The organism is Tessaracoccus sp. (genome assembly GCF_016714275.1).
Lineage (GTDB): Bacteria > Actinomycetota > Actinomycetes > Propionibacteriales > Propionibacteriaceae > Arachnia.
In genome coordinates, this window is sequence record NZ_JADJNP010000002.1 from 513,188 (window position 1) to 526,164 (window position 12,977).

Genomic DNA, 12,977 nt, shown 5'->3' on the forward strand with positions numbered 1-12,977 from the left:
TCAGTTGCCGGCGAGCTTGTCGCGCAGGGCCTGCAGCGACTCGTCGGAAGCGAGCGAACCCTCGACCGGCGACTCGGTCACGTAACCGGTGCCAGCCTCGACGGCCGCATCGCGGTCCGCGGACTCCGCCGTCTCGACCTGGCGCTTGTGGGCCTCCCAGAGCGCGTGGGCCTGAGCGTACTGCTGCTCCCAGGCGGCGCGCTGCTCCTCGTAGCCTTCCTTCCACTCGTTGGTCTCCGGATCGAAGCCCTCGGGGTAGATGTAGTTGCCCTGGTCGTCGTAGGACGCCTGCATGCCGTAGAGCAGCGGATCGAAGTCGTCAGCGGCGACGTCGACACCCTCGTTGGCCTGCTTCAGCGACAGCGAGACGCGGCGACGCTCGAGGTCGATGTCGATGACCTTGACCATGCGGTCGTCGCCGACAGAAACAACCTGCTCCGGGATCTCGACGTGACGCTCGGCCAGCTCGGACACGTGGACCAGGCCCTCGATGCCCTCGCCGACGCGCACGAACGCGCCGAACGGAACCAGCTTGGTGACCTTGCCGGGCACGATCTGGCCGATCTGATGCAGGCGCGCGAACGTCTGCCACGGATCCTCCTGGGTGGCCTTCAGCGATAGGGAGACGCGCTCGCGGTCCATGTCCACCTCGAGCACCTCGACGGTGACGGGCATGCCGACCTCGACAACCTCGTTCGGGTGGTCGATGTGCTTCCAGGACAGCTCCGAGACGTGCACGAGGCCGTCGACGCCGCCAAGGTCGACGAAGGCGCCGAAGTTGACGATCGAGGACACGACGCCCTTGCGGATCTGGCCCTTCTGCAGCTGCGTGAGGAAGGTGTGGCGCACCTCGGACTGGGTCTGCTCCAGCCAGGCGCGGCGCGAAAGGACCACGTTGTTGCGGTTCTTGTCGAGCTCGATGATCTTGGCCTCGAGCTCCATGCCCACGTAGGGCTGGAGATCGCGGACGCGACGCATCTCGACGAGGGAGGCGGGAAGGAAGCCACGCAGACCGATGTCGACGATGAGGCCGCCCTTGACCACCTCGATGACCGAACCGGTGACGACGCCGTCTTCTTCCTTGACCTTCTCGATCGTGCCCCAGGCGCGCTCGTACTGAGCCCGCTTCTTGGAGAGGATCAGACGCCCTTCCTTGTCCTCCTTCTGCTGGACAAGGGCCTCGATCTCGTCGCCCACCTGGACGACGTCGAACGGATCGACATCGTGCTTGATGGACAGTTCCTTCGAGGGAATGACGCCTTCGGTCTTGTAACCGATGTCGAGCAGGACCTCGTCCCGGTCGACCTTGACGACGGTGCCGGACACGATGTCCCCGTCGTTGAAGTACTTGATGGTGGCGTCGACCGCGGCCAGGAAGGCCTCGGGAGTGCCAATGTCGTCGACTGCGACAGCCGACGCCTCAGTAGAGGAGGTCATGTAGTAGGGCTCCGATGGAATTTTGTCGTCGCACCTGGCCCAAATGAGCGCACTCCCCGCTCCGTCTGTGGGAGTACAGGCCACAGTGCCCGATCAGCGTACCCGCGGCCACCGATGGGGGTCAAACGCAGCCGGAGCGTCGGCGTCGGGAAGACCGCCCACCTAAGCTAGCCCCCGTGAGTCACGCTGCCACGCCACGCAAGAACCCGTACCTCCGCCCGCTCCTCCTGACGATCATCGCGCTGCTCTCCCTCGCCCTGATCGCCACCGGCGCCTGGCTGCTGTTCGGGCAGGGCTCACCGCCGCCCACGCCGTCGTCCCCGTCCGCCTCGCCATCCACGCCGACGCGCCGTCCCTCCCCCGTTCCGACCGAGACGCCGAGCGAGGGGAAGTGCACGACCGCGAAGAAGGAGTTCGTGCCCACCTCGTTCACCATGGACGGCTTCGACGACGAGTTCCCCGTCATGTCGCTGAACGTCGACGAGCACGGCAACATCGCCGCCCCGCCCAAGGACCTCCCCCACACCGCGTCGTGGTGGAACGCGGGCCCGAAGCCGGGCAGCGACGCGGGCAAGGCCGTGCTCAGCGTCCACACCTACCGCAATGGCGGCGCGCTCGGCAACGAGATGTACTCCGACGACGGCCCGACGCTGCAGCCGGGCGACATCATCCGGCTCGTGAGCGCCAAGGGCAAGGTCCAGTGCTACGAGTTCACCGGCGCAACCAAGATCTGGGTGAAGGACTACGACCCGGACTCCGACGTCATGGTCGACTTCCATGGCGACCCGCAGCTGCTGATCATCATCTGCTGGGACTTCAACAAGTCGACCGAGATCTGGGAGTCGCGGATCTTTTTCCACGGGGTCCCTGTGGCCTAGTGATGGCTTAGTGCGCCGCCGACTGCCAGGTGTCGCCGACGCCCACGGAGACGTCGAGCGAGACCGCGAGGTCGAAGGCGCCCGCCATGTGCCGCTTGACCAGATCGGTGACCGTCTCACGCTCCCCCGGGGCCAGCTCGAGGACGAGCTCGTCATGAACCTGGAGCAGGATGCGGCTCTTCGCGCCTGCCTCTGCCAAGGCGTCGGCCAGGCGGACCATGGCCACCTTTATCACGTCCGCTGCGGAGCCTTGGATGGGTGAGTTCAGCGCGGCCCGCTCCGCCATCTCGCGGCGCTGACGGTTCGTCGTCGTGAGGTCTGGCAGGTAGCGACGCCGGCCCAGCATCGTCTCGGTGTAGCCGCGACGGCGCGCCTCTTCGACGACGCCCGCGAGGTAGTCGCGCACGCCGCCAACGCGCGTGAAATAGGCGTCCATCAGCTCGCGCGCCTCGCCGACGCTGATCTTCAGCTGGTTCGAGAGCCCGAACGCGCTGAGCCCATAGGCCAGGCCGTAGTTCATCGCCTTGATCTTCGCGCGCATCTCGCCGGTGACTGCCTCGGGCTCGACGCCGAACACCAGCGAGGCGGTCTCGTTGTGGAAGTCGCGGCCGGAACCGAAAGCCTCGATCAGGCCGGCATCGCCGCTGGCGTGCGCCATGATCCGCATCTCGATCTGCGAGTAGTCGGCCGACATCAGCGCCTCGTACCCCTCGCCCGGGATGAACGCCGAGCGGATCTGCCTGCCCATCGACGTGCGGATGGGGATGTTCTGCAGGTTGGGGTCGGTCGACGACAGCCGCCCGGTCGCCGCGATCGTCTGCACATAGGTGGTGTGGATGCGTCCGCCCGGTGCGACGGCGGCGAGCAGCCCGTCGACGGTCTGGCGCAGGCGAATCGCGTCGCGGTGCGCCAGCAGGTGACCGAGGAACGGGTGCCCCGTCTTCTCGAAGAGCCCCTCCAGCGCCTCCGCGTCGGTGGTGTATCCGGACTTCGTCCTGCGCGTCTTCGGCATCCCCAGCTCGTCGAACAGCACGCCCTGGAGCTGCTTGGGCGAGCCGAGGTTCACCACGTGACCAAGGACGTCATAGGCGGCCTGCTGCGCAGCGGCGACGGAGGCGTCGAACTCGTCGCGCAGCGCGGTAAGGCGCGCGACATCGACGGCAACACCCACCTGCTCCATCCGGGCAAGGGTCCGCTGCAGCGGCAACTCGACCTCGGTCAGCAGGGCCGCGGCGTTGCGTTCGGCCAGCTGGCCCTCCAACGCCTCAGCCAGGTCGAAGACGGCGCGGGCGCGCAGCAGCGCGGCGTCGACACCCTCGTCGGCCTCCTCCTCGAAGGAGAACGCGGCCTGCGCCTCCTCGGCTGCCGACGGCGCGGCCACCAGATCGCGATGCAGGTAGCGCACGGAGAGGTCCGCCAGGTCGTAGGTGCGCTGGTCAGGCCGCAGCAGGTAGGCAGCCAACAGCGTGTCGCGCGCGACGCCGATGAGGTCCCACCCGCGCGCCCAGCAGGCCAGGGTCGGGCCCTTCGCGCCATGCACGGCCTTCTCGCGGGCCGGGTCCGCGAGCCAGGCAGCGAGCGCGGCGTCGGCCGTCGGCGTCAGGTCTGCGGTGTCGATGTAGGCGCCCGCGCCATCGGCAGCCGCGAGCGCTATGCCGGTCACGTCGCCCGTGCCGCTCCCCCAGTGCCCGACGAACTCGGCGGCGGTCAGCGCCCGTGCGTGCTCCGCGAGCCAGGAGGCCACCTGGTCTGCCTCCAGCCGCTCACCGGCCACCTCGAAGGCCTCAGAGGCGGCGGGCTCGGCAGGCGCCAGCTCCAGCAGCCGCTCGCGCAGCACGCGGAACTCAAGAGCGTCGAAGAGCGTATGCACGCGCTCGCGGTCCCAGTCCCGGCGCTCGGTCTCGCCGATGGAGAGGTCGAGGGTGAGGTCGCGCAGCAGCCGGTTCAGGCGCCGGTTGCGGACGACGTCGTCCAGGTGCGCCCGCAGCGACTCCCCCGCCTTACCCGGCACCTGCTCGGCGCGGGCCACGATGTTGTCGAGCCCGTCGAACTGAGTCAGCCACTTCGCCGCGGTCTTCGGCCCCACGCCAGGCACCCCGGGAAGGTTGTCGCTGCTCTCGCCCACGAGCGCCGCCAACTCCGGGTAGCGCGCAGGCGGCACGAGGTACCTCTCCTCAACGGCCTCCGGGGTCATGCGCGCAAGGTCCGAGACGCCCTTGCGAGGGTAGAGCACTGTGACGCGGTCGTCGACGAACTGCAGCGCGTCGCGGTCCCCCGTGACGATGAACACCTCGTAGCCCTGCTCCTCCGCCTGTGCGGACAGCGTGCCGATGATGTCGTCGGCCTCGTAGCCGGGCAGCTCGACGTGCACGATCTTCAGCGCGTCAAGCACCTCCTTGATCAGGTTCACCTGCCCCTTGAACTCCTCCGGCGACGTCGAGCGGTTCGCCTTGTACGCGGGGTACTGCTCGGTGCGGAAGGACTCGCGGGAGACGTCGAACGCGACGGCGAGGTGCGTCGGCCGCTCGTCGCGCAGCACGTTGATCAGCATCGACGTGAAGCCGAACACCGCGTTGGTGTGCTGCCCTGTGCTGGTGGCGAAGTTGTCCACCGGAAGCGCGAAGAACGCGCGGTACGCCACCGAGTGGCCATCGATCAACAGCAGCTTGCCCGCGTCATTCACGCGGCCGAGCCTACCCAATGTGACCGACACCGGGATGTGGCAGAGTGCCGACCATGAACAGCGTTCCCGCCTGGGCCCAGGACATCCTCTCCCCGCTCGACAGGAAGCTCGGCCTCCTGATGACCGAGCTCACTCCCGAGCGCGTCGTCGGATCGATCCCGGTCGACGGCAACCAGCAGCCGTTCGGCCTGCTCCACGGCGGCGCGTCCGGCGTGTTGGTGGAGACGCTGGCGTCCATGGGCGCGATGGCCCACGGCTACCCGGAAAGGGCCGGCGTCGGCGTCGACCTGAACGTCACCCACGTGCGCGCGGTGCGTTCTGGCCGCGTGACGGGCACGGCGACCGCCATCCACTTGGGCCGCAGCATCGCGACCTATCAGGTGGAGTTGGTCGACGACGAGGGCCGTACGACGGCGATAGGCCGCCTGACGTGTCACATGATCACACTGCCAGACGGCCCGGTCGCGTAGCTGGACTACCTCTTCTTGTGGGAGATGACGCCCTCGGCGACGTCGCGCATCGACTTGCGCATGTCCATGGCCGTCTTCTGAATCCAGCGGAAGGCCTCGGGCTCGGTGAGGCCGAGGTCCTGCTGCAGGATGCCCTTGGCCTGGTCGATGATTTTGCGTGACTCGAGGCGGTCCTCCAGGTTGGCGAGTTCCTCCTCGATGGCGGTGATCTCCTGGAACCGGCCCATCGCGATCTCGATGGCGGGAACGACGTCGGACGCGCCGAACGGCTTGACGACGTACGCCATGGCGCCGGCGTCGCGGGCACGTTCTACGAGGTCGCGCTGCGAGAAGGCGGTCAGCATCACGATGGGCGCGATGCGCTCTTCCGCGATGATCTCGGCGGCGCTGATGCCGTCCATCTTCGGCATCTTGACGTCCATGATGACCAGGTCGGGCTCCAGCTCTCGGGCGAGCTTCACGGCCTCTTCCCCATCCCCTGCTTCGCCGACGACGTGATATCCCTCCTCAGTGAGGAGTTCGACGAGATCGAGGCGGATGAGCGCCTCATCTTCGGCTACAAGGACAGTTGGCTTCTTCTTCATATCTTCCGGCACTTCCCACACACCCAAAGGCATGTCTACTGGTCAACCAAGCTGGATCCTACCCGCTGATGAGGCGTGCCCGCTCGCGCAATCAAATTGTGCTCACAAGGATCCGTGGAACCGGCCGCGGGTGTGCTTCATTCCGCTGTTGCCACTAGACTGGTGCGTCGCAGTGGGAAATGACCGATCGGTGGTTTCCCGGCCCAGCCCGGGTGGCGGAATGGTATACGCGGACGGCTCAAACCCGTCTGGCCGAAAGGCCGTAGGGGTTCAAATCCCCTTCCGGGTACGATCGATTGAGCCGTGAGCACGAGCGCTTGCGCTCGGTGCCGAGGCGATTGAAGATCGTTGAGGTGTGCGAGCGCAACGAGGAAGGCCGAGCGCCATCGAGCTTGCTCGTATGGCCGAGGCCGACGAAGTTATTGAAGCACGAACACTCGGGCGCTTCGCGCCCGAATACGTAGGAATACGAGAAGGCGGGGCCTCTCCTGGTGGAGAGGCCCCGCCTTTTACCGTGTTACTGGTCCTCGCCCAGGTCCTTGACCTTGTGGACGCGGAGGTTGTTGGTCTTGCCCGGCACGCCCATCGGGGAGCCGCTGACGATCACCATGCGCTCGCCAGCCTCGATCATGCGGCGCTCGCGCAAGATCATATCGACGACCTTCACCATGTCCTCCTGCGTGTCGAACTCAGGAGTGAGCAGCGTGTCGACGCCCCAGCTGAGGGTCATGGTCTGGCGCGTGGACTTCTCCGGAGAGAAGACCAGCATCGGAATGGGGGAACGCAGGCGCGACAGGCGACGGCCCGTGTCCCCGGACTTGGTGAACGCCACCAGATAACGGGCGCCGATGCGCTCGGCGACCTCCGCGGCCACCTTGGCGAGCACGCCGCCGGTGGTGTGGGGGTCCCAGTCGATGATGTTGATCTGCTCGTGGCCCTCGCGCTCGGTCTTCTCGACGATGCGCGCCATGGTGGCGACGGTCTCGACCGGGAACTCGCCGATCGAGGTCTCGCCCGAGAGCATGACCGCATCGGTGCCGTCGAGGATCGCGTTGGCGACGTCGGAGGCCTCCGCGCGAGTCGGGCGCGGGTTGCTGATCATGGACTCAAGCATCTGCGTTGCCACGATCACCGGCTTGGCCCACTTACGGGCCGCGCGGATGATGCGCTTCTGAACCAGCGGAACCTCCTCAAGCGGAAGCTCGACGCCGAGGTCACCGCGGGCCACCATGAAGGCGTCGAACGCGTCGATGATCTCCTGCAGGTTCGCGAGCGCCTGCGGCTTCTCGATCTTGGCGATCACAGGAAGGCGACGACCCTCCTCGTCCATGATCTCGTGGACCCGCTTGATGTCGTCCGCGCTGCGGACGAACGAGAGGGCGACCATGTCGATGTCCTGATGCAGGATCCAGCGCAGGTCCGCCTCGTCCTTTGCCGACACCGCGGGCACCGAGACAGCGACGCCGGGCAGGTTGATGCCCTTGTTGTTCGAGACCGTGCCCGCGACGGTGACCTCGCAGATCACATCGGTCTCGGTGACCTCGACGGCGCGCATGCCGACGTTGCCGTCGTCGATCAGGATCTGGTCGCCGATCTTCACGTCGCCGGGGAGACCCTTGTAGGTTGTCGAGCAACGCTGGGCGTCGCCGAGGATATCGTCGGTGGTGACGATGAAGGTGTCGCCAACCTCGAGGTGCGGCTTGAGGCCGTCCGCGAACCGGCCGAGGCGGATCTTGGGGCCTTGAAGGTCGGCGAGGACGCCGATCGTCTTACCGGTGAGATGTGCGGCCTCGCGCACGTTCTTCAGTCTTGAGGCATGGTCCGAGTAGTCGCCGTGGCTCATGTTGAGTCGGGCCACGTTCATGCCCGCGTTCAGGAGTTCGACCAGGCGGTCGACCGACTCGGCAGAAGGACCGAGGGTACAAACAATCTTTGCTCTACGCACGACGCAAACCCTACCGGACCGATGGCGTATCGCGACACAGGGTCGCGGCAATGACCTCAGTTCTGACGGACGAGATCGAGGGCCTGAGAGAGGTCTTCGGGGTAGTCGGAGGCGAACTGCACGTACTCCCCCCGCGTCGGATGAACAAAGCCGAGTTCGACGGCGTGTAGCCACTGACGATCGAGACCGAGCCGCACGGCCAACCGGAGATCGCAGCCGTAGAGCGGATCGCCGGCCAGCGGGTGACCGATGGCCGCGAGGTGCACGCGGATCTGGTGGGTGCGACCGGTCTCGAGGTTCACCTCGAGCAACGTCGCCGCCCGGTGCGCCTCCAGCGTCGCGTAGTGCGTGACGGAGCGGCGCCCACCCTCGATGATGGCCATCTTCCATTCGGCGCTGGGATGTCGTCCGATGGGCGCGTCGATGGTGCCCTGGAACGGGTCGGGGTGGCCCTGTGCGAGGGCGTGGTAGATCTTGTCGACGCGCCGGTCACGGAAGGCCTGCTTCAGGACGCTGTAGGCGAGCTCGGACTTGGCGACCACCATCAACCCGCTCGTGCCGACGTCGAGCCGCTGGACAACGCCTTGCCGCTCGGCAGCTCCCGACGTCGAGACCTGGACGCCGGCGGCGGCGAGGTGCTCGGTCACCGAGGGCCCCTCCCAGCCGAGGCTGGGGTGGGCGGCGACCCCTGCGGGCTTGTCGACGACCACGATGTCGCGGTCCTCGTACGCGAGCTGAACGCCGTCGGCGATCCGCGCCGTCGGCACAGGCGTCGTGGGGCGCGGCGCCTCGATCAGTTCGAGCAGCTCGCCGCCGGCGACGCGCTGCGAACCCTTGGCGACGACGGCTCCTCCGAGCTCCACGCCGCCGGCCTCGATCAGCTCGTGGATCCGTGACCGGCTGTGGCCGGTCACGCGCGCGGCGGCCGCGTCCACGCGCTCACCGGCGAGCGCGTCAGGGATCAGGAAGACGCTCATGCAGACGCTGCGGCCTCGCTTCGCCTGTCGCCGAAGAAGCTGAACGCGACGAGCGCGACGGCCGCGAAGGTGATGAACATGTCTGCCACGTTGAAGATCGCGAAGCCGCGCAACTGGAACATGTCGACCACATGCCCGTGCAGGGCCGCGGGCGGCTGGAAGATGCGATCGACGAGATTGCCTGTTATCCCCGCCAGCAGCATGCCGAGGACGACGCCATGCCAGGGGCGGGTGATCCGCGGCAGCGCGTAGAACAGGCAGCCGAGCGTGGCGACGATGGCGAAGATGCTGAACACGATGGTCGCGCCCGATCCCATCCCGAAGGCGGCGCCGGGGTTGCGGATGAGGTTCAGCTGGAGCAGATCACCGACGAGCGGTACGGGGACGCCCGTCTCGAGGAAGGTGACGGAGGCGAGCTTGACGAGCTGATCCAGCGCGAGGCCGAACAGGCCGATCCCGAGCGCGAGCAGCCGGATCCCCGTCCGGCTCCCGGTCAGCGTCGTTCCTCGCGCTGCTTGCAGGTCACGCAGAGGGTCGCGCGCGGGAACACCTGGAGCCGGCCCTTGCCGATGGGCTTCCCACAGACCTCGCACAGGCCGTACTCCCCGCTGTCGAACAGGTGGATCGCGAGGCGCAACTGTTCGGCCATCTCGCGGACGTTGGCCATCAGCGAGACCTCCTGGTCGCGCTCGAAGTTGCTGGATCCGACGTCGGCGGGGTCGCGCCCCGCGCCGTCAGAGCCGCCCTTCAGCAGCGACTCGAGCTCCGCCTCCGTTGCCGCGATGCGGCGCTCGACGCGCTCCATCTCCTCCTGGAGTTCAGCGCGCTGCTCCGCGACCTCTTCAGGGGTCCACGGCTCCTCACCCTCTAGAACCGGGAGCACCCGGTCGGGGAGGTCGGCGGCTTTCTTTGACGTCGGCACAGCGCTGCCCTTTCTCGGCGAGAAGATGTCTGGGAGAGGGTACACCAAAGGAAGCACTGATCAAGGCTTTCTCCGGCGAGGACGTGCTGGGCGGGATGCCCCGCCGCTCCTCGACCGCATTGCCGTACTGGACGTCCGGCACAAGATGGAGGAGCGGCGGGGCGCCCGATCCAGTGCGCCGCAGCTCGCAAGAATGATTGATCAGTGGTTCCTACGGGAGGGCAACGCAAGGGGCCGACGCCAGGTTGGCGTCGACCCCTTGCGAGTTACCCGATTGTGCGGCGATTACTCACCGTTGGCGAGCGCGTCGAGGCGCGGGGTCTCCGACTCCGGCTGAGCGAGCTCCGGAACATCGGCCGGCTGCGGCTGCGAGTCGTTGAGCGCGTTCAGGAGGTTCTGCAGCGTGCCGCCCAGGTTCTCGCGGTACGAGGACTCGAACGAACGCAGCGCGTCCACCTTCGTGACCAGCTCGCCCTGTTCCCGCTCGAGATCGGAGAAGAGTTCACTGCGGCGGGTGGTGGTCTCCGCATCGACGGCGACCGCGCGGGCCTGCGCGTCGTTGGTGACCTGCTCCGCGTTAACGCGAGCCTCCGACTCGATGCGGTCGGCCTTGGTGCGCGCATCGGTCTTGATCTCGGTGGCGCGCTGATCGGCCTCCGCGATCTTGCGCTGCGCCTCGGCCTGGGCCTCATTGACGAGCGTGGTCGCCTGGTCCGTCGCCATCTGCAGCAGGCGGGTCACGGCCGGCGCCGCGTCCTCGCTCGCGGTAACGACGAGGTGCTCGGAGCCACCGGCCACAGAGGTCACCTGCTCGGAGCGCAGCTTGTCGTAGTCATTGCGGACCTGCTCGAGCTTCGTGCTCAGCTGCTCGTTCTGCGCGGTCAGTTCGCTGATCTGGCGATCGGCGGCGGCCTGCGCGGCCGAGGCGCTGTCGCCCTGGGAGATGGACTCGGTGAGGGTGCGCACCTCCGCGCGCAGCCGCTCGATCTCCTCGTCCTTTGCCTGGAGGGCGGCCGCATCTGCGCCGTCCGACTCAGCCACCTCCTGGATGCCGGCCGCGCCAACCGCCTCCACTTCGCGGCGCAGGCGCTCGCGCTCCTTCTCGAACTCGTCGAACGTCAGCTCGACCTTGTCAATGAAGGTGTCGACGTCGCCAACCTGATAGCCGACCTCGCCTCGCCGCGTCATGCGGAAGCGGATCTGCCGGACCTCATCGAGCGTCAAGCTCATGTGTGCTCCAAGAATCGTCGAAGGTATAAACCTGGCCCCGGGGAACCGGGGTGGATGTCAGGCTAGCCTAGCTGCGCCGGGCGTGCCAGAACGAGGGCGGGCATCAACTCTGGTTGAAGAACCCACCCGAAGCGATGCGCTCCTTGTCCTCCGGGCCGACCACGAGGTTGTGCGGGCAGAGGAGGAAGACCTTGCTCGAGACGCGCTCGATGTTGCCGCGAAGACCGAAGATCAGGCCCGCCGCGAAGTCGACGAGGCGCTTGTCCTCGCCGTCCTCCATGTCCGAGAGGTTCATGATCACCGGGATGCCGTCGCGGAAGTTCTCCCCGATCACCCTTGCCTCGTTGTAAGAGCGCGGACGAACGCTGACGATGCGGCTCAGGTCGGCCACTTCCTTGCTCACCGGCGTCAACGACGGGGACTTCCTGGTCGGTAGTTGCGACACCTTGGTGACCTCCTGGCTCGGCTCATCGACGTAGACCTCATTGGTGGCCTCCTCATCGTCGATAGGGTCCTCGGTCTGATAGCGCCCATCCTCGACCAGGCCCATCCATGCGGCAATCTTGCGAACGCCCACGGTGCCTCCTTCACGTCCTAGTAGTGGTGACAGGCTATCGCGGCGCACGCTCAGCGCACGCCGCGACGCACCGACCAAATCACTTCATGAAGTCAGGGACATCCAGCTCGTCGTCGTCCTCCACCTCAACCGGGCGGCTGAAGCCGGGACGCTGCCCGGGCATCGGGCTGGCCTGGGGCGGCGCGGAGCTCGCCACGGGAGCCGCGACGGCCGGGCGCTGCTGCGCAGGACGCTGCTCGACGGGGCGGCTGACCCGCTTCTGGGGCTGGCCGCCGTCGAAGCCGGCAGCGATGACGGTGACGCGCACCTCGTCGCCGAGGGCGTCGTCGATGACCGTACCGAAGATGATGTTGGCCTCGTCGTGCGCGGCCTCCTCGATGAGCTGAGCCGCGGCCGAGACCTCGAAGAGGCCCAGGTCGGAGCCGCCGGCGATCGAGAGCAGGACGCCGTGGGCGCCGTCGATGCTGGCCTCCAGCAGCGGCGAGGAGACCGCCATCTCGGCGGCGGCCCGGGCGCGGTCCTCGCCGCGGGCGGAGCCGATGCCCATGAGGGCGGAACCGGCCTGGCTCATGATCGACTTCACGTCCGCGAAGTCGAGGTTGATCAGGCCGGGGGTGGTGATCAGGTCGGTGATGCCGGAGACGCCCTGCATGAGCACCTGGTCGGCCTGCTTGAAGGCGTCGAGGATGGCGACCTGGTGGTCGGTCATCTGCAGCAGCTTGTCGTTGGGGATGACGATCAGGGTGTCGACCTCTTCGCGCAGCGACTCGATTCCAGACTCGGCCTGCGTGGAGCGGCGGCGGCCCTCGAACGAGAAGGGGCGGGTGACCACACCGATGGTCAGCGCGCCGAGCGAACGGGCGATCTTCGCGACGATCGGAGCGCCACCGGTGCCGGTACCGCCGCCCTCGCCTGCGGTGACGAAGACCATGTCGGCGCCGCGCAAGGCCTCCTCGATCTCGTCCGAGTGGTCCTCGGCGGCCTGGCGGCCCTTGCCAGGGTCGGCGCCGGCGCCGAGGCCGCGGGTCAGCTCACGGCCGATGTCGAGCTTGACGTCAGCGTCGCTCATCAGCAGCGCCTGCGCATCGGTGTTGACGGCGATGAACTCCACTCCGCGGAGTCCTGCCTCGATCATGCGGTTGACGGCGTTGACGCCGCCGCCGCCGACGCCGACGACCTTTATCACCGCGAGATAGTTCTGAGATGCGCTAGCCATGGGGTGAAGGTTAGGTGAGCCCTCAACGCGTCGTCCAACGAGGCGGCGAATTCGGCCC

Annotated in this window: 12 protein-coding genes and 1 tRNA gene; 3 read left to right on the top strand and 10 right to left on the bottom strand. The window is 67.3% G+C overall.

Annotated features, from left to right (window positions below; translation table 11 throughout):
* Positions 1-1,437 (bottom strand): 30S ribosomal protein S1, encoded by a 1,437-nt coding sequence (rpsA, locus tag IPJ61_RS11040; protein WP_297107012.1) that lies wholly within the window; start codon positions 1,435-1,437, stop codon positions 1-3.
* 176 nt (positions 1,438-1,613) lie between these two features.
* Here rpsA and IPJ61_RS11045 point away from each other — a divergent pair, with 176 nt between their 5' ends.
* Positions 1,614-2,315 carry a class F sortase gene (locus IPJ61_RS11045; RefSeq protein WP_297107015.1) on the top strand — a complete coding sequence of 234 codons (702 nt, stop codon included), beginning with the start codon at positions 1,614-1,616 and terminating at the stop codon, positions 2,313-2,315.
* Between the two features lie 7 nt (positions 2,316-2,322).
* Here IPJ61_RS11045 and polA read toward each other — a convergent pair whose 3' ends face one another.
* On the bottom strand, positions 2,323-4,998 hold the full coding sequence (gene polA / locus IPJ61_RS11050; protein ID WP_297107018.1) for a DNA polymerase I: 2,676 nt from the start codon (positions 4,996-4,998) through the stop codon (positions 2,323-2,325).
* A 53-nt stretch (positions 4,999-5,051) separates the two neighbouring features.
* Here polA and IPJ61_RS11055 point away from each other — a divergent pair, with 53 nt between their 5' ends.
* Complete coding sequence (locus tag IPJ61_RS11055; RefSeq protein ID WP_297107021.1) at positions 5,052-5,468, top strand: PaaI family thioesterase; 417 nt, start codon at positions 5,052-5,054, stop codon at positions 5,466-5,468.
* A gap of 5 nt (positions 5,469-5,473) precedes the next feature.
* Here the strand turns inward: IPJ61_RS11055 and IPJ61_RS11060 are convergent, their stop codons facing one another.
* Positions 5,474-6,052: an ANTAR domain-containing response regulator gene (locus IPJ61_RS11060; RefSeq protein WP_297107024.1), complete on the bottom strand. Its 579-nt coding sequence runs from the start codon at positions 6,050-6,052 to the stop codon at positions 5,474-5,476.
* 206 nt (positions 6,053-6,258) lie between these two features.
* Here IPJ61_RS11060 and IPJ61_RS11065 point away from each other — a divergent pair.
* Positions 6,259-6,341, top strand: a tRNA-Leu gene (locus IPJ61_RS11065).
* Between the two features lie 228 nt (positions 6,342-6,569).
* Here IPJ61_RS11065 and pyk read toward each other — a convergent pair.
* The 7 genes from pyk to ftsZ all read right to left on the bottom strand — a co-directional run bounded on the left by pyk (position 6,570) and on the right by ftsZ (position 12,919).
* Positions 6,570-7,997: a pyruvate kinase gene (gene pyk, locus IPJ61_RS11070; protein WP_297107027.1), complete on the bottom strand. Its 1,428-nt coding sequence runs from the start codon at positions 7,995-7,997 to the stop codon at positions 6,570-6,572.
* 56 nt (positions 7,998-8,053) lie between these two features.
* Positions 8,054-8,974, bottom strand: coding sequence for an RluA family pseudouridine synthase (locus tag IPJ61_RS11075; protein WP_297107030.1), 921 nt, complete (start codon positions 8,972-8,974; stop codon positions 8,054-8,056).
* Positions 8,971-9,567 carry a signal peptidase II gene (locus IPJ61_RS11080; RefSeq protein WP_297107033.1) on the bottom strand — a complete coding sequence of 199 codons (597 nt, stop codon included), beginning with the start codon at positions 9,565-9,567 and terminating at the stop codon, positions 8,971-8,973. The genes IPJ61_RS11075 and IPJ61_RS11080 overlap by 4 nt, the downstream gene beginning before the upstream one ends.
* Positions 9,468-9,896: a TraR/DksA family transcriptional regulator gene (locus IPJ61_RS11085; RefSeq protein WP_297107036.1), complete on the bottom strand. Its 429-nt coding sequence runs from the start codon at positions 9,894-9,896 to the stop codon at positions 9,468-9,470. The genes IPJ61_RS11080 and IPJ61_RS11085 overlap by 100 nt, the downstream gene beginning before the upstream one ends.
* 285 nt (positions 9,897-10,181) lie before the next feature.
* Complete coding sequence (locus IPJ61_RS11090) at positions 10,182-11,126, bottom strand: DivIVA domain-containing protein (protein WP_297107039.1); 945 nt, start codon at positions 11,124-11,126, stop codon at positions 10,182-10,184.
* Between the two features lie 103 nt (positions 11,127-11,229).
* The gene (locus IPJ61_RS11095) at positions 11,230-11,676 is read right to left on the bottom strand and encodes a cell division protein SepF (protein ID WP_297108153.1); all 447 of its coding nucleotides are present in this window, start codon (positions 11,674-11,676) and stop codon (positions 11,230-11,232) included.
* A gap of 106 nt (positions 11,677-11,782) precedes the next feature.
* Positions 11,783-12,919, bottom strand: a complete 1,137-nt coding sequence (gene ftsZ, locus IPJ61_RS11100; protein ID WP_297107042.1) for a cell division protein FtsZ — start codon at positions 12,917-12,919, stop codon at positions 11,783-11,785.
* Between the last annotated feature and the right edge of the window lie 58 nt (positions 12,920-12,977).